The organism is Deinococcus sp. AB2017081 (assembly GCF_034440735.1).
GTDB lineage: Bacteria > Deinococcota > Deinococci > Deinococcales > Deinococcaceae > Deinococcus > Deinococcus rufus.
In genome coordinates this window covers 2,474,349-2,498,100 of record NZ_CP140098.1, presented here as the reverse complement: position 1 = coordinate 2,498,100, position 23,752 = coordinate 2,474,349, and the positions used below count along the sequence as shown (strand labels likewise).

At 70.2% G+C, this 23,752-nt stretch carries 28 protein-coding genes; 8 read left to right on the top strand and 20 right to left on the bottom strand.

The features are described 5' to 3' along the window. From U2P90_RS12155 to U2P90_RS12140, 4 genes are all read right to left on the bottom strand, one after another. On the bottom strand, positions 1–618 hold the full coding sequence (locus U2P90_RS12155) for a thymidine kinase (RefSeq protein WP_322472325.1): 618 nt from the start codon (positions 616–618) through the stop codon (positions 1–3). 85 nt (positions 619–703) lie between these two features. Continuing rightward, entirely contained in the window at positions 704–922 is a 219-nt protein-coding gene (rpmE, locus tag U2P90_RS12150; protein WP_295818451.1) for a 50S ribosomal protein L31, read from the bottom strand. An 83-nt stretch (positions 923–1,005) separates the two neighbouring features. After that, positions 1,006–1,569, bottom strand: a complete 564-nt coding sequence (locus U2P90_RS12145) for a nucleotidyltransferase family protein (protein WP_322472324.1) — start codon at positions 1,567–1,569, stop codon at positions 1,006–1,008. Beyond that, entirely contained in the window at positions 1,566–2,558 is a 993-nt protein-coding gene (locus U2P90_RS12140; RefSeq protein WP_322472323.1) for an ADP-ribosylglycohydrolase family protein, read from the bottom strand. The genes U2P90_RS12145 and U2P90_RS12140 overlap by 4 nt, the downstream gene beginning before the upstream one ends. Before the next feature lie 95 nt (positions 2,559–2,653). On the opposite strand from U2P90_RS12140, the gene U2P90_RS12135 reads away from it, so the two are divergent. The 4 genes from U2P90_RS12135 to U2P90_RS12120 all read left to right on the top strand — a co-directional run bounded on the left by U2P90_RS12135 (position 2,654) and on the right by U2P90_RS12120 (position 7,674). Continuing rightward, positions 2,654–3,175 (top strand): DUF4388 domain-containing protein, encoded by a 522-nt coding sequence (locus tag U2P90_RS12135; RefSeq protein WP_295818457.1) that lies wholly within the window; start codon positions 2,654–2,656, stop codon positions 3,173–3,175. A gap of 156 nt (positions 3,176–3,331) precedes the next feature. Continuing rightward, positions 3,332–4,069 carry a hypothetical protein gene (locus U2P90_RS12130; protein WP_322472322.1) on the top strand — a complete coding sequence of 246 codons (738 nt, stop codon included), beginning with the start codon at positions 3,332–3,334 and terminating at the stop codon, positions 4,067–4,069. A gap of 351 nt (positions 4,070–4,420) precedes the next feature. Continuing rightward, positions 4,421–4,906 (top strand): NUDIX domain-containing protein, encoded by a 486-nt coding sequence (locus U2P90_RS12125; protein ID WP_322472321.1) that lies wholly within the window; start codon positions 4,421–4,423, stop codon positions 4,904–4,906. Continuing rightward, positions 4,903–7,674, top strand: a complete 2,772-nt coding sequence (locus U2P90_RS12120; RefSeq protein WP_322472320.1) for a valine--tRNA ligase — start codon at positions 4,903–4,905, stop codon at positions 7,672–7,674. The genes U2P90_RS12125 and U2P90_RS12120 overlap by 4 nt, the downstream gene beginning before the upstream one ends. Positions 7,675–7,689: 15 nt before the next feature. Here U2P90_RS12120 and U2P90_RS12115 read toward each other — a convergent pair whose 3' ends face one another. After that, positions 7,690–8,082, bottom strand: a complete 393-nt coding sequence (locus U2P90_RS12115) for a hypothetical protein (RefSeq protein ID WP_322472319.1) — start codon at positions 8,080–8,082, stop codon at positions 7,690–7,692. Positions 8,083–8,144: 62 nt separating this feature from the next. Here U2P90_RS12115 and U2P90_RS12110 point away from each other — a divergent pair, with 62 nt between their 5' ends. Continuing rightward, a complete protein-coding gene (locus U2P90_RS12110) occupies positions 8,145–8,657 on the top strand; it encodes an AAA family ATPase (protein WP_322472318.1) in 513 nt (170 codons plus the stop codon). Next, the gene (locus tag U2P90_RS12105; protein ID WP_322472317.1) at positions 8,654–9,325 is read left to right on the top strand and encodes a Nif3-like dinuclear metal center hexameric protein; all 672 of its coding nucleotides are present in this window, start codon (positions 8,654–8,656) and stop codon (positions 9,323–9,325) included. The genes U2P90_RS12110 and U2P90_RS12105 overlap by 4 nt, the downstream gene beginning before the upstream one ends. Here U2P90_RS12105 and U2P90_RS12100 read toward each other — a convergent pair. From U2P90_RS12100 to U2P90_RS12065, 8 genes are all read right to left on the bottom strand, one after another. Next, the gene (locus tag U2P90_RS12100) at positions 9,322–10,455 is read right to left on the bottom strand and encodes a cysteine desulfurase family protein (protein WP_322472316.1); all 1,134 of its coding nucleotides are present in this window, start codon (positions 10,453–10,455) and stop codon (positions 9,322–9,324) included. The two genes, U2P90_RS12105 and U2P90_RS12100, sit on opposite strands and share 4 nt — an antisense overlap. 7 nt (positions 10,456–10,462) lie before the next feature. Next, entirely contained in the window at positions 10,463–12,157 is a 1,695-nt protein-coding gene (locus U2P90_RS12095; protein WP_322472315.1) for a PASTA domain-containing protein, read from the bottom strand. A gap of 100 nt (positions 12,158–12,257) precedes the next feature. Beyond that, positions 12,258–12,554, bottom strand: coding sequence for an AzlD domain-containing protein (locus tag U2P90_RS12090; protein ID WP_322472314.1), 297 nt, complete (start codon positions 12,552–12,554; stop codon positions 12,258–12,260). After that, entirely contained in the window at positions 12,551–13,204 is a 654-nt protein-coding gene (locus U2P90_RS12085) for an AzlC family ABC transporter permease (protein WP_322474694.1), read from the bottom strand. Before U2P90_RS12085 ends, U2P90_RS12090 begins: the two co-directional genes overlap by 4 nt. A gap of 160 nt (positions 13,205–13,364) precedes the next feature. After that, positions 13,365–14,120, bottom strand: a complete 756-nt coding sequence (locus U2P90_RS12080; RefSeq protein WP_322472313.1) for a hypothetical protein — start codon at positions 14,118–14,120, stop codon at positions 13,365–13,367. Between the two features lie 55 nt (positions 14,121–14,175). After that, positions 14,176–14,871 carry an amino acid ABC transporter permease gene (locus tag U2P90_RS12075; protein WP_322472312.1) on the bottom strand — a complete coding sequence of 232 codons (696 nt, stop codon included), beginning with the start codon at positions 14,869–14,871 and terminating at the stop codon, positions 14,176–14,178. Positions 14,872–14,878: 7 nt separating this feature from the next. Continuing rightward, positions 14,879–15,139 carry a hypothetical protein gene (locus U2P90_RS12070; protein WP_322472311.1) on the bottom strand — a complete coding sequence of 87 codons (261 nt, stop codon included), beginning with the start codon at positions 15,137–15,139 and terminating at the stop codon, positions 14,879–14,881. Between the two features lie 19 nt (positions 15,140–15,158). Further along, positions 15,159–15,920, bottom strand: a complete 762-nt coding sequence (locus U2P90_RS12065; protein WP_322472310.1) for an ABC transporter substrate-binding protein — start codon at positions 15,918–15,920, stop codon at positions 15,159–15,161. Between the two features lie 35 nt (positions 15,921–15,955). Between U2P90_RS12065 and U2P90_RS12060 the strand changes: the two genes are divergently transcribed. Further along, positions 15,956–16,414 carry a peroxiredoxin family protein gene (locus tag U2P90_RS12060; protein ID WP_322472309.1) on the top strand — a complete coding sequence of 153 codons (459 nt, stop codon included), beginning with the start codon at positions 15,956–15,958 and terminating at the stop codon, positions 16,412–16,414. On the opposite strand, the gene U2P90_RS12055 is transcribed toward U2P90_RS12060, so the two are convergent. Both U2P90_RS12055 and U2P90_RS12050 read right to left on the bottom strand, forming a co-directional pair. After that, entirely contained in the window at positions 16,411–17,547 is a 1,137-nt protein-coding gene (locus U2P90_RS12055; protein WP_322472308.1) for a permease prefix domain 1-containing protein, read from the bottom strand. The genes U2P90_RS12060 and U2P90_RS12055 overlap by 4 nt on opposite strands. After that, complete coding sequence (locus U2P90_RS12050; protein ID WP_322472307.1) at positions 17,544–17,873, bottom strand: PadR family transcriptional regulator; 330 nt, start codon at positions 17,871–17,873, stop codon at positions 17,544–17,546. The genes U2P90_RS12055 and U2P90_RS12050 overlap by 4 nt, the downstream gene beginning before the upstream one ends. Before the next feature lie 172 nt (positions 17,874–18,045). Here U2P90_RS12050 and U2P90_RS12045 point away from each other — a divergent pair, with 172 nt between their 5' ends. Next, entirely contained in the window at positions 18,046–18,708 is a 663-nt protein-coding gene (locus tag U2P90_RS12045; RefSeq protein WP_322472306.1) for a hypothetical protein, read from the top strand. Positions 18,709–18,755: 47 nt separating this feature from the next. On the opposite strand, the gene U2P90_RS12040 is transcribed toward U2P90_RS12045, so the two are convergent. The 5 genes from U2P90_RS12040 to U2P90_RS12020 form a co-directional block, all read right to left on the bottom strand. After that, positions 18,756–19,895, bottom strand: coding sequence for an NAD(P)/FAD-dependent oxidoreductase (locus tag U2P90_RS12040; protein WP_322472305.1), 1,140 nt, complete (start codon positions 19,893–19,895; stop codon positions 18,756–18,758). Between the two features lie 330 nt (positions 19,896–20,225). Continuing rightward, positions 20,226–20,996, bottom strand: coding sequence for a substrate-binding periplasmic protein (locus U2P90_RS12035; protein WP_322472304.1), 771 nt, complete (start codon positions 20,994–20,996; stop codon positions 20,226–20,228). Next, complete coding sequence (locus U2P90_RS12030) at positions 20,993–21,826, bottom strand: ABC transporter permease (protein ID WP_295820405.1); 834 nt, start codon at positions 21,824–21,826, stop codon at positions 20,993–20,995. Before U2P90_RS12030 ends, U2P90_RS12035 begins: the two co-directional genes overlap by 4 nt. After that, positions 21,823–22,803: an ABC transporter ATP-binding protein gene (locus U2P90_RS12025; RefSeq protein ID WP_322472303.1), complete on the bottom strand. Its 981-nt coding sequence runs from the start codon at positions 22,801–22,803 to the stop codon at positions 21,823–21,825. The genes U2P90_RS12030 and U2P90_RS12025 overlap by 4 nt, the downstream gene beginning before the upstream one ends. A 2-nt stretch (positions 22,804–22,805) precedes the next feature. Continuing rightward, positions 22,806–23,684, bottom strand: a complete 879-nt coding sequence (locus U2P90_RS12020; RefSeq protein ID WP_322472302.1) for a hypothetical protein — start codon at positions 23,682–23,684, stop codon at positions 22,806–22,808. Positions 23,685–23,752: the final 68 nt, after the last annotated feature.

Genomic DNA, 23,752 nt, shown 5'->3' with positions numbered 1-23,752 from the left:
TCATTCGCCGCTGCGCACCACGTGGTGCACTCGGCAGCGGGCCTCGTAGCTCTCGAGGGCCCCCACCAGCACCACGGGGTCATCGAAGCGGGCCGGCTCCCCTCCGATCAGGCGCTGTGACCGCGTGGCCGGCGCTCCGCACACCGTGCAGATCGCGGTGAGCTTCTCCACGCTCTCGGCGCGCGCGAGCAGATCCGGCATCCACCCGAAGGGCTCGGCCCGGAAGTCGAGGTCCAGGCCAGCCAGGATCACCCGCACCCCCTGATCCGCGAGCTCCAGGGCCAGCGGTACCACCTCGCCGTTCAGGAACTGCACCTCGTCGATGCCGACGACATCGGGCAGGGGAGGTGGCTCCGCCCGCAGCAGTGTGTCCTCACCTGCCAGGTGGGCCCGGATGTCGGCGGCCCCGCGCACCGCCACGGCATCCACCGTGCGGCCGGCGTGACTGGCCACCGCCGCGGCGTGGTAGCGGTCATCGATCGCCGGCTTGTAGACCTGCACCCGCTGGCGGGCGATCACGGCGCGGGTGACGCGGCGGATCAGCTCCTCACTCTTGCCGCTGAACATCGGGCCGACGATCACTTCCAGGTGACCGCCGTGGTAGGGGGACTTCAGCACGGTGGGAGTATGGCAGACGGTGCCGTTTGCCGGCACAGGCCATGAAAAGATCCCGCATTGCTGCGGGATCCGGTCGATGTCGGTCTTACTTCTTCTTGGTGCGGTACGAGTCGCCGAAGCGCTTGTTGAACTTGTCCACGCGGCCCTCGGTGTCGACGAAGCGTTCCTCGCCGGTCCAGAACGGGTGCACGCCGCTCCACACATCCACGTGGATCTCGGGACGGGTGCTCAGGGTCTCCATGACGACCTTGCCCTGGTAGATGATCTTGGTGGGAACGACCTTCGGGTGGATATCCTTCTTCATCTGTCTGCCTCCTCCGTCACGTCTTGCCGGTTCGGGCCGGGTGTGCGTCACGGACAACCGAAGGAGTATACACGAGACAGGGGTCAGGCGGGAGGGGCCCCGGCCACGACCTGAAGCCACGGCCAGCGGCGGACATAGCTCGCCATCTTGGCCCCGAACAGCTGAGGCGTGTGGTTGCGGCCGTTCAGCCGCAGCCGGCCTGCGGCGAGGTCAGCCAGGCCATAGGGCGTATACACCCCACCCCTGGCGTCGATGCCCACGCACGTGCACACGGCCAGGAATTGATCGATGCCGACGCAGACGCTGCGCAGCGGTGGCCGCTCCAGACCGGTGTGCTGCGGGAACCACAGGTGCACCCTGGCCTGATTCCGGATCTCCACACGGACGTCCAGATCGCCGAAGATCCGGGCGGCACGGCGGATCACGCGATCCTCGGCCTCGCTGCTCAGGTCGTCGTCCCAGTAGAACACGTCGTAGTCGAGGATCTGCGCCTGGAGATCCTGCCCGCTGCGGACATTCCACACCGTCTGGAACAGGGCGCCGGCCACGAGGTGCGTCTGTGCGGTGCCCAGCTCCGGCAGCCGGCTGATGATGGTGGCGTTCACCGGGTTGCGGCGCACACTGCGGAGAAGGTCGTCTCCGGTCACGCGTGCTGCGCGCCGTCCACCAGCGCCGGGAAGTGTTCGGCACAGGCCCAGCCGCGCTGCCATCCGGGCCAGGTGTGGCCCAGTCGCAGCGGTCCGATCAGTCCTCCGGGCACCTCCATTCCCCGGGCGCCCAGCACCGCCCCGGTCACGCACGCGACGGTGTCGCTGTCGTCGCCCTGCATGACGGCGGGCTGGATCGCGGCCAGCCACGTCTCGGCCCGGCCATACGCCACTGCCGCCTCCAGCGTGTCCAGCACGAAGCCGCTCTGTGAGGTCACGTGACCGTCCAGGCCCGAGCGCACGCGTGAACGCACCTGGGCGCGGGCGGCCCGGTCTCCGGCCGCGTAGGCCGCCGCCGTGTCCCGCAGATCGATGCCCAGGACACCGGCCTCGATCAGGACGCTGCGGGAGTCGAGCCGGTCCATCACGTCCAGTCCGGCCGTGGCGGCCTGCGCGTACGGCATGGCTGCCGCCAACGCGTCCAGAAACGCCGTGAAGAACACCGAGGCGGCGACGCAGCGAGGATCGGCGTGCGTCAGGGCCGTCACGACCGCCGACTCCCGGGCCAGCGCGCCGCCACGGAATCCCGCGATCCAGACCGCGGCGACCCGCATCAGGCCGCCGTTGCCGGCGCTGTGGTGGCCGCTGGCCGCCCATGCCCACGCCCCGCCGTCCAGTCCCGGTGCGGCTCGGCGCAGGGCGCTCCCGGTGAGGGCGCCCACGTCCGGCGGGCCGGCGTCCAGCCACTCGCGCAGCGCGTGGCGGACGCCCGCGTGTCCGGTCCGGCGGGCGTAGCCCAGCAGGGTCGCGACCACCATCTGCGAGTCGTCGGTCGCCTCGCCGGGGGCGAAGCCGAACACGCTGCCCGGCTGGTACGAGTCGATCATGCCGTAGCGGGCGTGGATGGCCTCGGGGGTCTTGAATTCCGTGGCGGCGCCCAGCGCGTCGGCGGCGCTCAGGGAGAGCAGGGTCGATGTGGCGTCGGGCATGCCCCGGATGCTGCCACGTTCCTGGGGAGGTGTGGCGCTGCCTGCCCCCATTCCGAAAGGCTTTCGTCAGGGTGCACGCACTACACTCCGGGCGTATGGTTCGCGGTGATCTGTCCGTCTTCCCGTTTCTGTCTGTCATGCAGATGCTGCTGGCCAGCGGACGTGTCGGGCGGTTCAGTGTGGATCATCCCCGTGGTGGTCAGCTCTGGATCGACCGGGGGGACGTGGTTCACGCCGCGACCAGTGTGCTGAAGGGCGAGGCGGCGCTCCAGCTGCTCTCCAGCCTGGATGCCGGGCTGTTCACGTTCGAGCCGGACGTGCAGCCCCCCGAGCGGACCCTGAATCTGCGGCGGGACTCGGCGCTGCGCCGCATGATCGAGGAGAGTGACGGCTGGACGGCGTCCCTGCGCACCTTCCCAGACTGGACGCGCAGCCTGCGCTTCACCGACCGCTGGACCGAGGCCCAGCCGGTCAGCCGCACGCAGTACCGGGCCCTGAGCCTGCTGGAGAACAACGAGAACATCCAGGTGATGCTTGAACGCAGCGGCGAGGCGCCCCGCGCCGTGCTGGAGACCCTGCGCCCCTTCCTGACGGCCGGCCTGATTGAACAGGTCTGATGTCCCGCGGCTCGGGTGGGTTGCCGTGTGGTGGGCCATCCCCGACACGAGTCCTCAGTCCTGAGCGTCTGGCACGTCGTTTCCTGATAGACTGCGAACACCGCACCATCTCAGGCTGGCCGCCCACCTGACGACCATCACGCATCCGGAGGACTCATGAGCGCCATCACCAGACCCAGCGGCAGGGAAGACGGTTTCAACGGACGGGACGAGCCGGCCCGCCCGGCCCCCGTCGCCGCTCCGCATTCCAGCTGGCGCTTCCATGACCGCTACGACCTGTGGGTCGACTGGCTCCAGCGCGAGCACCACGCGTGGGCACCGTACCAGAACGTGCTGCACCGCACCTTCAGGTCGCGCGAGGAGACGCTGCTGCAAGCCGAACGCTTCATCAGCCGGGGCGAGTTCCCCATGCAGCGGGGCGCGAAGGGGATGGCCGGCGCCGCGCCCGTGACCCTGCTGCGCAACCGGCGGGAGGCCCTGCTCGCCGCGTTCCGCGAGGCCGAGGGTGACGGCGTGACCCTGATCCGCGAGGTGCAGTTTCCCATCGGGGAGTACGCCCTGAGCGTGAAGGTGACGTGCGAGCGCATCGCGGGCGAGGTGCGCGCCACCTTCGCGAGCGCGGCCAATCCCCTGCGCAGCCTGGGTGGCCGCCCGGTGAAGCTCACCCGCCTGATCGAGCACCCGTACGACGTGCTGGGCCGGGCCGAGGGCACGCTGGAACTGCTCGACCGGGGCGTCCGTCTGGGTGGCGACCTGAGCGAGTTCGCCGGGAGCGTCACCGTGACCGGGGTGCCGTACCTGCACGCCACGGTCGCCGTGCCGCGCGGCCTGCTCAAGAAACCGCTGCTGTACCGCTACGAGGTCATGGAGCCCGCCGCCGATCCGCCCGTGTGACCTGTCCAGCGGCCCGCCACATGCACCTGCCACAGCGCCGCCGTATACTCCACGGTGCAGTGACCGGGAAGAGTACCCGGCGGGCACCGACAGGAAGCCGAGGCCGCGACTGAGAGCCCCGGCCGGAAGGCCACCGGCGAACGTCACCCGCGAGCATGACGGCAGAACTCCGCCAGGAGGGCGTGGAGGAGTGTAGAGCCGTCCGGGTGCGCCCGACACAGCGCATGTCGAGTGCTCCACATGCAGTGGGGAAGAGCGGTGGTACCACGGGACTCACGGTCTCGTCCGCAGACGGAGCGATCCGGAGGGCGGGCGTTTCGCCGTGCCGCCGGAACCAGGGGAGGTCGCCGCATGGTCACGTTCTACCCAACCCAGACCCAGGCCCGCGCTGACGCGGCCGCACGTGCCCTGCGCGACAAGGTGCTGTGCTTCGTCGTCCGGGGACAATCTCTGCTGGTCTTTGAGGATGCCGACGTCACCGATGCCGGCGTGCAGGTTCCGGCCGGCGGCGTCGAGGTGGGGGAGACGCCACGCCACGCTGCGGTTCGGGAACTCTTCGAGGAGTCCGGGCTGGTTCTGTCCGCCCCCCGTCACCTCGTCTCGTACCGATGGGAGTCGCAGCTTCCGGAGCGGTTGACCCAGCAGGTCGGCCACGCCGTTGCCTGTGAGTCCCCGGCCTCCACGCCGGACATCTGGACACACCACGCCGACGGGTATGCCTTCGCCTTCCGCTGGGCCCCCGCCCTCGACTGGGAGATGGACGCCGCCCTGCCCGGGCTCAGCCCCGATCCGACCAGCTCACCGCCATCCCTCTCATCTCAGGAGTTCCGCGCATGACCGATCCCACCCTGTCCGCCGACATGTCGCCCGCGTCCGATTCTGCTCTGGGCAAGGCCTTCGACCCGCAGGCCATCGAGCCGAAGTGGGCGGCCCGCTGGCGCGACGAGCCCTTCCGCGCCGACGCCACGAGTGGCCGGGAGCCCTTCACCATCGTGATCCCGCCGCCGAACGTCACGGGGAACCTGCACCTGGGGCATGCGCTGGACAACACCCTGATCGACACGCTGATCCGCTACAAGCGCATGGCGGGCTTCGAGGCGCTGTACCTGCCGGGCATGGACCACGCCGGGATCAGCACGCAGGTGGTCGTGGAGCGGCAGCTGCGCGAGCAGGGCGTGAGCCGTCACGACCTGGGGCGCGAGAAGTTCCTGGATCACGTGTGGGAGTGGAAGGCCGAATCCGGCGGCATGATCCTGAACCAGCTGTCGCGCCTGGGCGTGAGCGCCGACTGGACCCGCGAGCGCTTCACCATGGACGAGGGCCTGAGCCGCGCCGTGCGTGCCCAGTTCGTGAAGCTGTACCACGACGGGGCCGCGTACCGGGGCGAGCGCATCGTGAACTGGGATGTGGCGGCCCAGACCACCCTGAGCGAGCTGGAGATCGACCGCGAGGTGCGCAAGGGCAAGATGACCACGCTGTCGTACAAACTGCGCGACCCTCAGGCGGCGGCCAGCAACGGCGAGCCCGGCGAGATCCGGATCGCCACGGTGCGCCCCGAGACGATCTTCGCGGATCAGGCGATCGCCGTGCATCCGGCCGACCCGCGCTTCGCCCACCTGATCGGCCAGGAGGCCCGTATTCCCCTGACGGAGCGCTACGTGCCGATCATCGCAGACGAGGCGGTCGAGATGGAATTCGGTGTGGGGGCGCTGAAGATCACGCCGGCCCACGATCCCACCGACTTTGAGATCGGGGAGCGCCACGGCCTCGCGCGGCCCAGCGTGATCGATCTGACCGGAAACCTGACGGGCGACCTCGTGCCCGAGGCCTTCCGGGGCATGGAACGCTTCGCAGCCCGCAAGGCTGTGGTCAGGGCCCTGACCGAGTCCGGCGTCCTGATCGAGGAGAAGGATCACGACACCGCCATCGGCCTGAGCGAGCGCACCAAGGTGCCGGTCGAGCCGATCATCTCGACCCAGTGGTTCGTTCACATGAAGCCCTTCGCGCAGCAGGTGCTGGACGGCCTGGACAGCGGTGAGATCCAGCTCACGCCCGAGCGCTACGGCAAGGTGAACCGCGACTGGCTGGAGAACATCCGGGACTGGAACATCAGCCGCCAGCTGTGGTGGGGGCACCAGATTCCGGCGTGGTACGACGACCAGGGCAACATCTACGTGCCGGATCCCGAGAATCCCGATCTGGACTGCGATCAGGATCCCCGCTACGCGCACCTGAGTCTGCGCCGCGACCCCGACGTGTTCGACACGTGGTTCTCCAGCAACCTGTGGCCTTTCTCGACCCTGGGCTGGCCGGACACCGACAGCGAGGACTTCCGCAAGTTCTATCCGACCCAGGTGCTCGTGACCGGCTACGACATCCTGTTCTTCTGGGTGGCCCGCATGCAGATGGCCGGCTACGGCCTGACCGGTCAGGCTCCCTTCAGCACGGTCATGCTGCACGGCCTGTACCTCGACGAAAAGGGCCAGAAGATGTCCAAGAGCAAGGGCAACGGCATCGATCCCCTGAACCTGTTCGACCAGTACGGGGTGGACGCGTGCCGCTTCGCCTTCGCGTTCCTCTCGACCGGTGGGCAGGACATCCGGCACGATCCCCGGCGCTTCGAGCAGGGCCGCAACTTCGCCAACAAGCTGTGGAACGCTGCCCGCTTCGCCCGCATGCGTCTGGCTGAGGGCACGGCCGCCCTGACCGGCACCGACGACCTGACCCGCTATGTCCGGGCCGCGTCTGAGACCCCCACCGGCACCCTGCCCCGCAGCCGCGACATCCTGGCAGCGCTCAGGGAGCGCCCGGATCTGGGGCTGGCCGACCGCTGGATCATCTCGCGCTTGAACGCCGTGACCGCCGAGGCCACCGCGCATCTGGACGCCTACGACCTGGGGGCGGCCATCCGCGCCCTGTACGCCTTCACGTGGGACGAGTTCTGCGACTGGTACATCGAGGCCGCCAAACCGGCCCTGAGCGCCGGCAACCTGGGCACCATGGCGACCCTGAAGGCCGTGCTGGAGCACATCCTGAAACTGCTGCACCCCTTCATGCCCTTCGTGACCAGCGAGATCTACGCCTCTCTGGGGCACCGGCAGCAGCTGGCCGTGCATACCTGGCCCGTTCAGCGCCCGGAACTCCACGACGCCGAGGCCACCCGCGCCTTCGATGCCCTGCGCGCCGCCGTGGCCGCCGCCCGCAGCCTCAAGAGCGAGCTGGGCCTGAGCCCGCAGGATCGTCTGGATGTGCTGGTCGAGGGCGATCTGGCGGGTACTGTCCACGACAACGCTCCGGTCGTGACCGCCATCGCCCGCGTGAACCTCGTGCCCACCCTGGAGGGCCGCACCCTGACCCTGGTCGAGCAGGGTGTAACGGTTCGCGCCCCGCTGGAGGGCACCGTGGACATCGCCGACTGGCTGGGCAAGCAGCGCAAGCGCCTCGCCGAGTTCGACAAGCAGATCAAGCAGGCGCAGGGCAAGCTGAGCAACGAGGGGTTCGTCGCCCGCGCCCCCGCCGAGGTGATCGAGGAGGAGAAGCGCCGCGTGGCCGACTTCGGTGCCCAGAAGGAGCGGCTGGAAGGTGTGCTGGCGCAGTTCAGCTGACGAAGGATCCGGCGGCTACAGCCGCCGGCGTGTCCCGGCCGTGACGCTGCCCAGCAGCAGGCCGGGCAGCACCGGCAGGGTATACACGGCCACGAACCCGGCCACGGTGCTGGCGCTGATCAGCTCGCCCAGCGGCCGGCCCACGGCGGCCGACAGTGGACTGCCGAACCACGCCACCGCCGTCCACAGGCCCCCCTCCAGCCCGGAGCTGTTCACGGTCTGTGCCAGCCAGCGCACCGCGAGCAGGCCCAGCGTCTGGGCGGCCAGCGCCGGCAGGACATACAGCACGCCCCGCGCACCCGGCGCGGCGCGGCCCGCCAGCCAGCCGATCAGCAGCGGCCCCAGAACCGGAATCCACCCGACCAGCACGGCGACCAGGAGCAGCATGCCCACGTTGATCAGCGCCATGGCTCACCCTACGCCCGGCTGCCCTGCTGCATGTGCCGGGGGTCTTCATGGTTGACGGGGGCGTGCGGCGCCCTGCGGCAGTCGGCACGGTGCATCTGCTGACGGGTCTGCCGGGCGCAGGCAAGACCACGCTGGCCCGGCAGCTGGAGGCCCAGCACGCTGCCCTGCGCCTGACTCCGGACGAGTGGATGAATCCGCTGTTCGGCGCAGGAGAATCCGGCGGGAAGCGGTGGGTGCTCGAAGCCGACCTGCTGTGGGGTGTGGCAGCCCGCGCCCTGACCCTGGGAGTGGACGTGATCCTCGACTATGGCTGCTGGGCCCGTGAGGAGCGCGACCTGTTCCGTGCCCGCGCGGCGGCCCTGGGCGCAGCCTTCGAACTGCACGTGCTGCAGGTGCCCATCGAGGTGCTGTGGGAGCGGCTCGACCACCGCAACCGCCAGCGCCCGCCCGATACCTTCGCCGTGACCCGCGAGGAACTCGACGAGTGGGTCAGCTGGTACGAGGTGCCAGGGCCGGATGAACTGATCGCCACCGACCAGCCCCCCGTCACGGTGCACGTCTGGACGACCCCGTGACTTCCGCCACCCTGACCGGACTCGCGGCGTGGCTGACCGTCACGCTGGGCGAGACCGGCACCCTGAAACGCGGTGGCCCGGAGGACGTGACCCGGCTGGCCCTGGCCCTCGAACCGCGCGACCTCCCGGATGATCTGGACGCCGACGCCGCCTTCGTGCACCGTTCCCGCCACGTGGACGGCCACTGGCCCGGCTTGGGCATCCTGGGTGCCCACGACGGCTTCGACCTCCACCTGACCACCGGCCCGAACCGGCGGCTGGCCGCGGCGCTGGGCTGGCAGGATGTCGGGGAGGTCGCGTGGGAGGGCCGGGTGGTCGGTATCGTGGCCCGGCCGCCGCAGTCCGCGTGGGAGGAACTGCGGGCCGCCCTGCACGCCGAACTCGGCGGCGAGGACTCGTCGATAGCACCGCAGAGCGAGACCATCCGCCGGGTCGCCGTGATGAACGCCATGACTCCGGCGCTGGTCGGGCACGTCGCTGGCCTGGGGGCGGACGTCTACCTGACCGGCCAGCTCCGGCCGTCAGCGGTGCCGGCGGCGCGCGCTGCCGGGATCGGCGTCGTGGCCCTGGGACACCGGCGCACGGAACTGTGGGGGCTGCGGACGCTGGCACGGGAGCTGGAGGCGGCGTTTCCCGGACTGGACACGCGGGTGTACGGCTCGCCCTAGCTCCGGCTCCACTGAGCGGCCTGGGCCAGTGCCCGCGCCGCCGTCTCCACCTCGGTCGCCGTGGTCGCCGCCCCGAAGCTGAAGCGCAGCGACGACCGGGCATCCGGCTCGCTGAGGCCAATCGCGGTCAGGACGTGGCTGGGCTGCATGGTGCCCGCGCTGCACGCGCTGCCCGCGCTGGCGGCGACCCCCAGCATGTCCAGGTTCATCAGCAGGGCCTCGCCGTCCGCGCCGGGGATGGTCAGGTTCACGACCTTGGGGCTGCCGTCCGGGGCGTGGTTGAGGGTCACGCCTGGAATGGAGGAGACCGCCTGCACGAAGTGGTCACGCAGGGCCATCAGGTGCGCGTGGGTGGCAGTCCGCTCGGCCTCCGCGTGCGTGAGGGCCACACCCGCCGCATACACGCCTGCCGTGTCCTGGGTGCCGGGGCGGACGCCCCCCTCCTGACCACCCCCCAGCGTCACCGGCGGCAGCGTCTCGCCGCGCCGGACATACAGGAACCCCACGCCGCGTGGCCCGCCCCACTTGTGGGCGCTGAAGGTCGCGTAGGTCACGCCCCAGCCGGGCAGATCGACCGACAGCACGCCGGGTGCCTGCACGGCATCCACGTGGTACGGCACGCCCCGTGCCGCCGCGAGCCCGGTCAGGGTGGCCGTGTCCTGCACCGTGCCCAGCTCGTTGTTGGCGTGGTGGATGGACACCAGCGCCGTGTCGGCCTGCAGCGTGTCCCGCAGCTGTTCGGGATCGTAGCGGCCGTGCACGTCCGGTGTCAGGAAGGTCACCGCCCACCCGTGGCTCTGGAGCCAGCGGGCCGGAGCCAGCACGGCGGAGTGCTCGGTCGGCGTCGTGATCAGGTGGCCGGGGCGGCCATGCTGCTCCTGCCACGCCCGCGTGACGCCCAGCAGGACGTGGTTGTCGCCCTCGGTGCCGCCGCTGTTGGCGATCACGGTGCGGGGATCGACGTGGAAGGCGGCGGCCACGCGGGCCCGGCCCTCCTCCAGCCGCTCGCGGGCCGCCTGCCCGGCCGCGTGGACACTGGCGGGATTACCCGGCAGCGCGGCGGCCTGGGCGTAGGCCGCCAGCGCGTCGGGCCGCATGGGGTGTGTGGCCGCGTAGTCGAGGTAGATCATCGGGGACTCAGGGGGTCACGGTGGCGAAGTCCGTGCCGTCCCGGCGGATGATGAACACGGCGTCGCCACTCACGCTGGTGCTGGCGCTGGTCGCCGCGAGGCCGCGGAGCGCACCGGCGTCGGCGGCCGGCATGATCTCGCGCTCGCCGCTGTCGTCCCGCACGACGACCGAGTACGACCCGTCGGCCAGGTCGGCCGGGAAGGTGTAGCGGAAGGTGACGTTGCGTGATCCGGCCGCGGTGTCGCCGGCGGCAGGCGTCTCGGGCTCCGGCGTGGCGGTGCCGGGGGTCGCAGGAATCGATTCTGGCGTGACCGGAGTGTCGGTGCCGTCGGCGGGCGTGGTGTCCGGCGTGGGCGCGACTTCCGGAGCCGGGGCCTCAGGCTGGGCGGGTTCCGGCTGCACCGGCGTGACCGGCACGTACACCGGGGGCAGGGGCAGGCTGTCGGCCGGTCGACTGGGGGCGCTGTAGCGGGCGACCGCGACCGTCAGGACGACCGGCCCGCCGGCCTCGACCCGCACGAAGGCGGCGGGGGTCTGGTCGATCACGGTGCCCGGCTGCTTCTCGCTGGGCTGCTCGCGCACCTGCGTGACGACCAGGCCGGCCGCCCGCGCGTGCTGCTTGGCCTGCTCGGCCGTGAGGCCCGTCAGGAGCGGCAGCCACGTCTCCTTGCCGGAGATCCCGGTGCTCACCATGACCTGCACCAGCTGGCCGCGCTGGGCCGACGAACCGGCCTCCGGGAGCTGCGCCACGATCCGGCCCTCCGGGGTGTTGGACAGCGTGCCGTCCACCCGCACGACCTTGCCGAGCACCATCGCGCGGTCCTTCAGGGCGTCCCGCGCCTGGGCGACGTTCATCTCCTCCAGGCGCGGCACCTCGATGGCGGGCGGGTTGTTCACCGTCAGCGTGACCAGGCGGCCCAGCGGCAGGTTGGTGCCGGCCGGCGGATCCTGGCGGATGATCGAACCGATGGTGCGGCCCCCTGCCTGTCCATAGTCGTACTGCACACGGAAGCCCAGCGCGCTCAGTCTGGCGGCGGCGGCCTTGGCGTCGGTGCCCGACACGTCCACGACCTCGCGCACCGGTGGGTTCAGGAACGTCTGGGCTGCCTGTGCTCCCAGGTATCCTGCTCCGCCCAGGAACAGCAGGCCCGGAAGGAAGGTCAGCCACGCGCCCGGCTGCCGCCGACGCCGCACCCGTCCTCCGTTCAGTGCCGTCAGGGTCGGTGCATTCAGGGAGTCGACCTCCTCCGCAGAGCGGGGGCTGTCCAGGGCGCGCAGGTACGCGACCCGCGCGGCGTGTCCGTCCACAACGATGTCGGCGTCCGTCAGGGCGTAGCCATGTTCGGCGAGTCGCCCGGCGAGTGTGCGCACCGCCTCGACGGCCTCGACCGGCTTCTTGCCCCCCTGGGCCACGAAGGCGTCCAGCGGCGAGCCGGCCAGGGTCTGCCAGACGGTGTAGTACGCGCCGGGCCGCGCCACCACGTCGGTCAGGCCGGCCGGACTCAGGGCCCGGAGCACGGCCCGGTAGGTGTGGAACACGTGCCGGCCCGCCGGAGACGAAATGCTGAACCACGCGACCGTCCGCGTCACACCCTCGGCCGCACGCACCTCGGACAGGGTGACGTTCCCGTCGCGCGACACCTCGCGCAGAACCTCATACTTCCCGTCGATCCTGGTGGCAGGGGGTGGGGTGGCCGTCATGCGCCGCCCAGCATAGCGCGTGGACGTGAGTGCGCCGCCCCAACGTGCTCATCCCACCGGCCTTGCCCGTCGTGAACCGGTGGCGGAGCGGGGGATGGCGTCACACGCCCAGCACGCGCGCCGCCCAGTACGCCGCGAAGCCCCCCAGGATGCCCGCCGCGAGGTTCTGCGTGCGCCACATCAGCGCCGCGCCCGCCAGCGCGCCCACCAGCCGCCGGGCCCACTCGGGGCTGCCCAGCACCTCCGGCACGACCAGCGCCGCGAACACGCTGACCGGCACGAAGCGCAGGAACGCCAGCCAGAACGGCGGCAGCGCCGCGCCGCCCAGCTGCAGTCCCAGCCAGCGCACCGGGTACGTCACCGCCCACATGAGCGCGATCACCAGCAGGGGGCTCACGCTGCGCTCCGCCGGGTGGTCAGCCACGCGCCCAGCAGCGCGCCGCCCACGCCCGCCCCCAGGATCACCAGTCCGCCCGGCAGCACCCGCGACAGCCCCCACGCCGCCAGCCCCGACGCGACCGTCACCACCAGCGCCGTCCGCGAGACCACCAGCGGCACGAGCAGCATCAGGAACGCCAGCGGGAAAATCACGCCCACCCCCAGTGCCGCCGGATCCGGCAGCACCTGCCCCGCCAGCGCGCCCAGCAGCGTGCTGGCGTTCCACACCGCGTACAGGCTGAGTTCCGTGCCCAGCAGGAACGCGAAGGTCAATCCGCCGGGATCGCGCGGGCCGTGCACGGTGCTCATGCCGTACGCCTCGTCCGTCAGGAACTGCGCCGCCACGAGGCGCTGCCGTGCCGAGAGGGGCAGCGTCTGCGCGAGGCTCAGGCCGTACAGCACGTGCCGGGCGTTCAGAAGGAACGTCGTCAACACGATTCCCAGCCCGGCCGCCCCCGCCGCGAACAGGCCCGCCGCCGCGAACTGGCTGGCCCCCGCGAAGACCGTCAGGCTCATCAGCTGCGTCTCCCACACGCCCAGGCCCGCCCCGCGCGCCGTGACCGCGTACGCCACCGCGAACGGCACCATGCCCGGCCACAGCGGCACCATCACGCGGAAGCCGCGCCAGAACGCGGGCCAGAAGGGCGCAGGGGACGTCACGATCCCAGAGTAGGGCAGCCGACGGTCGGCGGAGCGGGCGTCCTGTGGACATCGGCGGCCCAAGCGCGGTCGACCGGAGGGGTACGAGATCGGCCCGCCGTCCAGGGCCTCACCTCCATTCCTCCGCCCGCCGCGCGTCGTCGAGTCCCACGTCCCGGCCCGCCCACGGACTCAGGCCCAGCGGCGCGTACCCCCACGCCCGCGCGCCCGGATCGCCGTAGAACGCGGCGAGGGTGAGCGGCTGGTGGTCGCTGCCCAGGTGCGGCGCGATGACCGCGCGCGTGTACGCCAGGTCGTCCGCGTCCAGGGTGGGGAGGCGGCCCGCGAAGGCGGCGGCCCGGCCCTCCTGCGATAGCATGGCGCGCAGCGTCCGGGGATCGCCCGTCCGCGCCACGTGCACCGCCCGCCACGCGGCCTCGCGCACCGACCCGCGCAGGGCGGCCAGCGACGGCGGCTCGGACGTCCACAGCGGCACGCTGACCCACCCGGTCTGCGCCAGCGTGTGGCCGGCACGGAACCGGGCGGCGTCGTTCACGAGCCGATCCGTCCAGCCGCCCCCCTCGTCGTCCAGCAGCGTCAGGCCCACGCGCACCGGAGTGGGCGGCGCGTCCAGTTCCGCCGCCGCCTCGCGCAGCACGTCCGCGGCCACCCCCTCGGCGTCGAGGGCCAGCCACGCGTCCAGGACGGCGGCGGCGTCCCCCCGCGCCATGGGGTTCGCGGCGACCAGGGGTGGCACGGCCACGTCGGCGGTCGCCTGCGCGCCGCCCACGACGGCGTCAATGTACGCCTGAAAGCGTGCGGGGCCGCGCGGCACGGCGTACACGGCGCGCAGGCGCGGCAGCGTGGACACCAGCGTGAACGGCATGCCCGGACTGTACCCGCCGCGTGGGGGGCGACACCTGCGCCGAATGGCCGAGGCGCTAGACCACCCGGCGATCCGGCAGCGTCTGCCCGCGCCCCAGTCGGCGCTCCAGGGCCCGCACGCCGCGCGTCAGCGTGAAGGTCAGGAAGAAGTACACCACGGCCAGCACCGCGTACACCTCGAACTGCCGGTACGTGGCGTTCGTGATGTACCGCCCCTGGCTGAACAGCTCCTGGAGCGTCACCGCGCTCGCCAGGGAGCTCCCCAGGATCAGCGACACGAACTCGTTCCCCAGCGCGGGCAGCGCCACCCGCCACGCCTGCGGCAGCACGACGAAGCGCAGCGCCTGCGCGCGGCTCAGGCCCAGGCTGCGGGCCGCCTCCGTCTGCCCGGCCGGCACGCTGGTCAGGCCGCCCCGCACGATCTCGCTCGTGTACGCGGCCGAGTACAGGCCCAGCGCCAGCACCGCCGCCGGGAAGCCCTCCAGCGTGAGCCCCAGCGCCGGCAGGCCGTAGTACACGACGGACAGCAGCACGATCAGCGGGATGCCACGCACCACCTCGACATAGGCGTTCCCCAGCGCGCCCAGCACCGGCACGCGCAGCACCCGCACCGCGCCCAGCGCCGTGCCCACCACCACCGACACCACCAGCGCGCACGCGCTCACCGCCAGCGTGAGCCCCAGCCCGGACAGCAGCAGCCGCGGGTACTCGCCGGAAAGGATGGTCTGGAAGCCCGTGAGCAGCTCGCCCATCCGTGGCCTACTCGCGATCCTTCACGTACTCGTCGTGCACCAGCTTCAGCAGCTCCAGCCGCGACTTCTCCGGGTGTCGCCGCCGCCGGGCCGTCACCGCCCGCTCCAGCGCCCCCCGGTTGCCGCGCGTCATGAGCAGGATCCGCTCCTCCCACCGGGCCTCCTCGCCCAGCGGCCGACCCACCACGCGCTGTCCATCGCCCGGACGGAAGTACCGGAGCAGCACGAACGCCGTGACCGCCAGCACCACGATCAACAGGAGGGTCATCGGCCGTTCCCGCCCACCGTTACTTCTGCACGATCCACTTGTTCAGCAGCGCCTGGTACGAGCCGTCCGCCTTCATGCGCGCCAGCGTCCGGTTCGCGGCGGCGGCCAGATCGCTGCCCCTCGCGAACACCATGCCGTAGTCCTCGGCCGCCAGATCGGCCCCCGCCTGCGCGAACTGCCCCGGCAGGCGCTTCTTCAGGTCGGCCACCGTCGGCGCGTCGCCCACCAGCGCCGCGATCCGGCCCGCGCGCACGTCCGCCAGCCCCGCCGCGAAGTCGTCGTAGGCCTTCAGGGTCGCGCCCTTGGGCTTCAGCACCTCATCCGCCACGAACTGCCCGGTCGTGTTCGCCTGCACGCCCACGACCTTGCCCTTCACGTCCGCCGGCCACGCGAACTTCCCGGGATTCCCGCCGCGCACGATGAACACCTGCGCCGAGCGGTAGTACGGCGCGCTGAACGCCACCACCTTCGCCCGCTCCGCCGTGATCGTGATCCCGCTCATGGCCATGTCCACCCGCCCGGACGTCACCGCCTGCGGCATCAGCGCCCCGAACCCCACCGCGCGGATCTCCAGCCGCACGCCCAGATCCTTCGCCACCGCCCGCGCGATGTCGATGTCGAAGCCCTGGACGGTACCGTCCGGGCCCTTGAACTCGAACGGCGCGAACGTCGGGTCGGTGCCCAGCACCAGCACACCCTTCTTCTTCACCTCCGCCACCGTCGCCGCCAGCGACACGGACGAGCACACCAGCGCGGTCAGCACCATCAGGGAACGCTTCATGCCGCCCAGGATACGGCCCGCGTACGCTACGGGGTATGGACTGGCCCCCGCCCCCCGACTTCGTGCACGGCGACCCCGTCCCCCCGCCCGCCACGTGGACACGGCCGGGCCTCGTCATGGTCTTCAACCTCGAATGCCCCGGGTGCGTCTCACGCGGGATTCCCTTCCTCAAGCGCCTGCACGCCGAATTTGGCGATGCCGTAACCCTGTTGGCCCTGCACACCAGCCTGGGCCACCGGCTGCTGCCACGGGAAGGCGTCGTGCCCACCCTCGTGAAGTTCGCCGCCGACTACGCGAAACTCCCGTTCCCCGTCGCCCTCGATCTGGACGGCGGGATCGCCCGCGCGTGGCACATCGAGGGCACGCCGCACTGGTTCGCGTTCGCGCCCGGCGGAGAGCTGCTCCGCAGCGTGTACGGCAGCCAGGACAACGCCCAGACCAGACTCCAGTACCTACTGGAAGAATGGGCCGGGCGCGGCGAGGACGGTATCTAGCGGGCGTCGGAGGTGGCCTGAGCCGGGACGAAGATGCCGGATTTGAGGTTATCGAGGGGAAGGTTGGACACCCGGACGAGAATGGCTTTGAACACGCCGTCTCGTGGTGCCTGACTGATGACGCTGGGGTCAGCTGTGAAAGAGACGTGCGGTGAGTAGGACTTGATCGTGACCACGCCATTCTCACCTACCGGCGCATAGTCAGCGGTGTACTGCTTCTTCCGTTGGGTCAGGAGCATCACCACCTCGCCTGTGGGCAATGACGTTCTTATCCGATGGGTGTACTGGGCCACTCCGCCAAACTGGGTCTCTGAGGCCGGACTGACCTGATTGAGGAAATCGAATGCGACGTCCTGATAAAGGTCGTGTCCGGAGATGTGACCGAGGGCGTAGGTCGCTTTGGACGTGCGGATCGATGGAGTGTCATAGCCCGAGAGGCTGACCGACGAGTTCAGCCTGATCAGTCTCGTGATGAGCCCTATGGAAAAGTATCGAGCTCCATCCTTCACGCCGTCGGTTCGCCAAGTCATGTGTTCGCGGCCGTCTGACTTGAAAACTCTGATGAATCCATCGCTGCCGACAGTGGCCGACAAGTTCAAGGCTTTCGCGAGAGAGATGGCAGTCTGTTCGCTGACATATGTTCTTGGTTCAGAGTAAAGAATGGGGTCTGTCGGCTGATTCTTGACGATGTAGCAGGTGATGCCGTCTTCCTTACCGCTGCTGATGATATCAACAGAATCTGCAGAAGGTACTGTTCCTGTCACACAGGACGGCTTGGGCAATTTGCCGTTGAACACTGGCAGCGTTATTGTCGGCCCGCCACCTCCCGCCAGCGCGTACAGTCCGGCGCTGACGGCAAGGGCGAGGGTTCCGGCGGCAAGCAGGAGTTTTGGCATGGTGTAGACCTTCGCCATGCCCAGGGTCACGCGGGTGGGGGGGCCCAGTTCGTGGATCGCCTGGGTCATGGCCTGGGTGGGGGAGAGGCCGGTGAGGGTCAGGTGGTCGGTGCGCGTGAGGACGTGTTCTTCGAGTTCGTCCCACAGTTCCTGCTGCCGGGCGGGCGGGAGGCCCCACGTGGCGCGGCGCAGGTACGTGGTCAGGGCGCGGGGCGCGGTCGCGGCGGACGTGGTCATGCGCCGTTCCCGCCGAGCTGGTGGACGGCCCCGGTGAACGCGGCGAATTCCTGGCGTTTGGCGCTCAGCGCCTCGCGGCCCCGGTCGGTGATCGCGTAGTACTTGCGCGGTTTTCCGTTGCGGCCGGGCTCGCCGATCAGCGCGCCGAGCAGGCCCTCGCCCTCCAGCCGGTGCAGGGCGGGATACAGGCTGCCCTCCTTGAAGTCGAAGTAGCCCCCGGTGCGCTCCTTCGCGGCCTGGATGATGGCGAAGCCGTAGAGGGGCTGGTGTTCGAGGATGGTCAGGAGGATCAGGTCGAGGTTGCCGCGCAGCAGGTCGGGGTTCATGGGGCCTCCGGGGTTAGAGGGGTGGGGCGTCGGCCGAGTGGCGTCCCGCGCGGTTGCCGCCCCTGCATAGCTATGTCTGTCTACATAGTCTGTCTGGGTTGGGTGTTTGTCAAGCCCAGTCTGTCTGGGTAGTAAGGGCATGCTCCGCCGCTGTTCTGGGCCATCATGCCTTGTGCTGCCCTGGATGCTGGAATGCCCCGCGTGCCTCCTGACCGAGATCGAGGCGGACACGTACGCCGACGCCTGGGAGGCCCGCGATCCGACCCGCGTGCCCCCGGAGGTGCCCCGCTGGCGCTTCCTGCGCTGGCTGGAGGCCCAGGGGGTGCTGTTGCACGGCTCGCGCGACGGCGGGCTCACACAACTCGAACCGCAGGTCAAGGACTACGGGCAGCCGGACGACTTCAGCAACCGCATCGGCGTGTACGCGACCTCCGACGGCGTGTGGGCCATGATGTACGCCCTGCGCGGCCCCCGCGTGACCGGCCTGATGGACATGGGCCTGCGCCAGCGGGTCGGCGACGGCTGGTCGGCCATGCGCTACTTCATGTCCGTGGGCATGGACGGGTCGGGGCACACCGACGGCCGAGCCCTGCTCGCCCCCGGCACGGTCTACGCGCTGGATGCCGCGGGCTTCGAACCGTCACCGCCCTACTGCCACCCCGGACTGGGCGAGGTGCAGGAGGCGCACTGGATTTCTCCGGTCGCGGTACGGCCCCTGCTGGCCGTGCCGGTCGCCCCGACGGACTTCCCGCTGCCGTTGCGTGTCCACGACACGGCGGTGATCCGGGAGCGGGCGCGGCGCGAGCCGTGGGGCTTCCCGTGGCTGGAGCCATGACAGAAAGGGCCGGAGCGGTCAGCTCCGGCCCCAGGATGGTGTGAACTTCAGTCGATGCTGGCGCGCCAGCGCCACTCGGAGGCGCGCTTCATGACGTGGGCGAGGCCGCCGGTCATGGCGAGCTTCTGGTTCCACGGGAGTTTCATCCACCCGACCGCCATCAGGCCGCCAAGGCTCACGAACTCGCCCAGGGTGGTGGGCTCGTACGCTTCCATGTCCTCGCCGCGCGACAGGCGCATGAGGTTCTTGCCGGTCAGGCGGCCCTGCTGCCCGGCGTGCTGGGCGGTGGTGGGCACGGGCTTGCCCTCCTGGTTCAGCGCGAGGCCCATGTCACCGACCACGAACACGTCGGAGTAGTTCTTGACGCGCAGGTACTCGTCCACGACGATACGCCCGCCCGGTCCCTTCTCGATGTTCTGGCCGGACACGATGTCGCGGGCCTGGATCCCGCCGGTCCAGATGATCTTTCCGGCGGGAATCACGATCTGCGTGCCGTCAGCCTGCTGCACGGTCACGCTGTCGGCGGTGGCCTGCATGAGACGGTGGCCGACCAGCACGTTGATGCCGTAGTCCTCCAGCGTCCGCATGGCCTTGCCGCGCAGGGCGTCGTCCAGCACGGGGAGGATCTTCGGCCCGGCCTCGACGAGGTGGATCTTGAAGGGGGGCAGGCCGCGTTCCTTGGTCAGCAGGGCTGCCCGCTGGGCCAGCTCCGTGACCAGTTCCACGCCGGTCAGGCCCGCGCCGCCCACGACGATGTCGCGGTTGCCCCGGTAATCGCTGCTGTAGGCCCGGTTCACGAAGTTGAAGATCTCGTCGGCGTCGCTGAGCTGCTTGAGTTCGGTGGCATTCTCGGACAGGCCGGGAATCCGGTAGAAGTTGGTTACGCTGCCCAGACCGACGACCAGGGTGTCGTACGTGAGGACACGGCCGTCCTTCAGGGTGACTTCCTTCTCGTCGAGATTCACGCCCTCGACCTGGGCCTGTTCCAGGCTCACACCGGTACCGCGCAGCAGGGGCGCGAGCGGCAGGGTCACGCGGGTGTTGTGCGCCGCCGCCTCGTGCAGTCGGGTCTCGAAGGTGTGGTAGGCGTTCTGCTCGATGAGCAGGGTATCCATATCGGGCGTGGGTTTCAGTTTCGTAGCCACGGCGAGGCCCGCGTAGCCGGCACCAAGAATCAGGGTCTTCATTCGGTATCTCCTGTGAACAGATTCACGAGCAGAGGTGGGAGTGGTCACCGCCCGCAGAAATCCGCCGGGATGACATCCCAGCTTTCACCGAGTGTACACCTTACATAAATTCGGGCCGTGGCACCGGCAACTGTCTTGACCAGATGAACCCTTCACGGATCGCCGCTCAACCCTCGCCGGCGGCAGGGCTGCAGAGCGTTCAACGTCGCGGCGTCTGACTGCGGTTTCCAGTTCCGCCCAGGGGCTCAGGAAATGCCCCAGGGCTCCACTTCCGACCGGTGCCCTGTCAGCAACTCGCTCCACTCGTTTCAGAGACATTGAGGGCAACCCTCAATATCCCTGAAATCTGCTGTGAAGCTTCAGTTCGGCCGTCACGACCCGCTTCAGGGTGATGTTGTTCTTCCACATGCCCAGGGCCAGCGTCTGCACCGGCAGGTCGTCCACCGTCCGCACGGTACTGCCCGGCAGCCGATCCCGGAGCCAGGCCACCTCGGCGGCCAGCCCCAGCACGCTGTCGCGTTCGCCGGACTGCAGCGCAGTGAGCGCTTCCTGGGCCGACGCGACGGCCACAAAGTCGAGATCGCGGGTGTCGGCCCACCCGAAGGCGTCGTCGGCCGCGAGGCCCCAGTGGTTCGTCAGCACGGCCAGGTGACGGGGGGTGGCCGTGGTCGTGAGCTGGGCCCAGCCGCTGCGCGTGTACGGCAGCACCTGCATCAGTCCCTGCGTCTCGGCGGTGCTGACGATCCCCCCGGCGAGCATGTCGCACGACTCCGGCCGCACGCCCCAGTCGACAGGATCGGGCGACGTGCCCCACGCGGCCTGGACGTTCCAGCCGACCGGTACCCCGATCCGCCGGGCCACCCGCTCGATCATGGCCGCCTCGGTGCCGGTCGCCGCGCTCCCATCGCTGCTCACGAAGGGTGGCAACGTGGACGGGAGACACACGTTGAGCACGCCCGCCGCCTTCACCCGCGCCAGCGAGTTGTCCGGCGGGAGCTCGCGCAGCGCGAGGTATGACAGCACCCCCAGCACGATGAACACCGTGCTGCCGGATGGCCGCCAGCGCCGGCGCACGGGGGGCGGGGCCGGCGGGCGGCTCACCGCCGGAACTCCCGGTATGACAGCGTGCACGCCACCACCGCCAGCGTGACCACCACCGCCACGTCCAGCCCCAGGGGATGTTCGTGGTAGTCGATGATGAAGTGCCGCAGCAGGTCAATCGCGTAGGTCAGGGGATTGGCGCGCACCAGCAGCACCAGCCACGGCGGGAACACCTGCTGCTGCTGCTGCACGCTCAGGCTGGGATCGAGCGGGAAGACGCTGCTCGCCAGGAAGTACAGCGGCAGGATCAGCGCGTTGGAGAACACCCCGAAGCCCTCGAAGGACTTCAGACGGCCCGCGATCAGCAGCCCCACCGCCGTGAACGACAGCGACACCAGGAACATGGTGCCCAGCACGCCCGGCAGGATCGACGGCGGGATCGGCACGTCCACATACGGCCCCAGCAGGAGCACCAGCCCGCCCTGCAGCGTGGCGACCGTCGCGCCGCCCAGCAGTTTCCCGAAGAACACGGCGCTGCGCGGCACCGGCGACGCGAAGACCTCGCGGAAGAACCCGAACTGCCGGTCGTAGATCAGGCTGACCGCCGACTGGATGCTGGGGTACAGGATGTTCAGCACCACGACGGCAGGAAAGATGTACTGCATGTAGGTGAACGGCACCACGAAGGTCGTCTCGCGCAGCCCTGTGCGGAAGTAGGGGGTCAGGCCCACCCCGAAGATGATCACCCACAGCAGTGGCCGGGAGAACGCGCCCACCAGCTGCCCGCTCTCGCGGACGCTGCGTTTGACCTCGCGCGACCAGATCGCATACAGGCACGCGGCGTAGTACCGGGCGCCGGTCGTCCGGCCCTGGAACTCCCGGCGCGTCAACGGAATCCCCGGCCGTCGGTGGGGGAGGCGTGGGGCGCGGCCACCGACGGCCGCTCCTCGCGCAGTGCCCGGCCGGTCAGGCTCAGGAAGACGTCCTCCAGGCTGGCCGCCTGCACGCTCAGGCCCGAGAGACGCGGCAGATCCGGCGCCAGGCGGGCGAGCACCGGAGCGGGATCGGCCACGCGCAGGCGCAGCGTGTCGCCCTGCTCCTCGACGACCGCGTCGGGCACGCCCACGGTCAGGCCGGCGCGCAGGTCATCGGGCACGCCGCGCAGCGTGACGACCATGCCACCCAGGCCGGCGCGCAGCTCCTGGGGCGTGCCGAAGGCCAGCACCTCGCCCCGGTCGATGATGGCGACCAGATCCGCGTCCTCGGCCTCCTCGATCTGGTGTGTGGTCAGCAGGAGGGACACGCCCGTCTCGCGCCGGAGTGCCTGCAGGTACCGCCACACGGCGCGGCGGCTCTGCACATCCAGCCCGGTCGTCGGCTCGTCCAGGATCAGCAGATCCGGGTCATGCATGACCCCCCGCGCGATCTCCAGCCGGCGCTTCATGCCGCGCGAGAGGATACGGGCCGTGGCGTTCTGCCACTCGCCCAGTTCGACCACGTCCAGCACGTGTTCGGCCCGCTGCTGGCGCTCCCGGCCCCCCAGGCCGTAGATGCGGCCGTGAAAGTCGAGGTTCTCCAGCACGGTCAGCCGCTCGTCCAGGCTGGGTTCCTGGAACACCAGCCCCAGCCGCCGCCGCACGGCCGCCGCATGTCGCCGGACGTCCAGGCCCGCGATGTCCAGGCTGCCGGTCTGGAGCGGCAGCAAGGTGCTCATCAGCGACACCAGGGTGCTCTTGCCCGCGCCGTTCGGGCCGAGCAGCGCAAAGAAACTGCCACGCGGCACCCGCAGCGACACGCCGCGCAGGGCCTGCACGTCCCCGTAGGTGTGCTGCACGCCCTGGATGTCGATGACTTTGGCCGCACCCACCGTCAGTCGTCGTCCTTGAAGCTCTCGGACTGAGGCCGGCGATCCGCCACCGAGGCCGGGGTGATGCCGGGGCGGTTCAGGCCGTGTTTGGCGAGCAGCTTCTGCACCTCGCCGCGCTGGATCAGGCGGGTGATCGCGCCGTCCACCTGTGCGCGCAGGCTCGGGCGGTCGCGGCGCAGGCCGTAGATGACATACCACGTCATGTTCGGCAGGCCGACCACCGGCCGGGCACTCAGGCCGACCTTGTCCAGGCTGGGCACGCGGCCATACAGCTGAGACGCGAAGACCATCCCGACCTTCGACGTGCCGGTACTCAGGTCGCTGACCAGCCGCCCGGCCGTATTCACAGGCCGATCCGTGAACTGACCGCGCCGCGTCGTGTACATCAGGTATGCGGGCAGCCCATTGCGTTCCATGCTGATGGGAAGGGTTTTCGGGAGCGTCGCCAGATTCGTCACGGCCCTGTCGCGACTCGCGAACAGGTAGCTGACCTTGAGGTAGGGCCGCGTGGCATACATCTGCTCATCGGCCGGATAGTCGAACGCCGGGGTGGTGCTCCCCACCAGGCCGGGGTAGATGTCGCAGCGGTGCGCGAACAGCCGCATCAGTTCGGTGCGGTCGAGCGGCTGCGCCGGGGTATCGAGGTTCGGCAGCGGTGTGCGGTGGAGATAGAATTCCGCCTTGCGGCCCAGTGAGCGGGCCACGGCCATTGCCATGTCCTGCTCGAACTTCCAGATGGGATTCTGCTGATCGAGGCAGAACGTCATGGCGCTGCTGCTGCGCAGGAGACCGGTGGTACTGGTCGGTGAGTTGGGATCCTGCTGCGCCGCGCCCACGCCGGTGAGCGACAGGAGCACGAGGCCCGTGATAGCGCGTGTCATCTCTCTCCAGTATGCAGATCCCGAATGCACGGGGCGTGCGCCCGTGGAGTCCTCCTCCACCCGCGCAC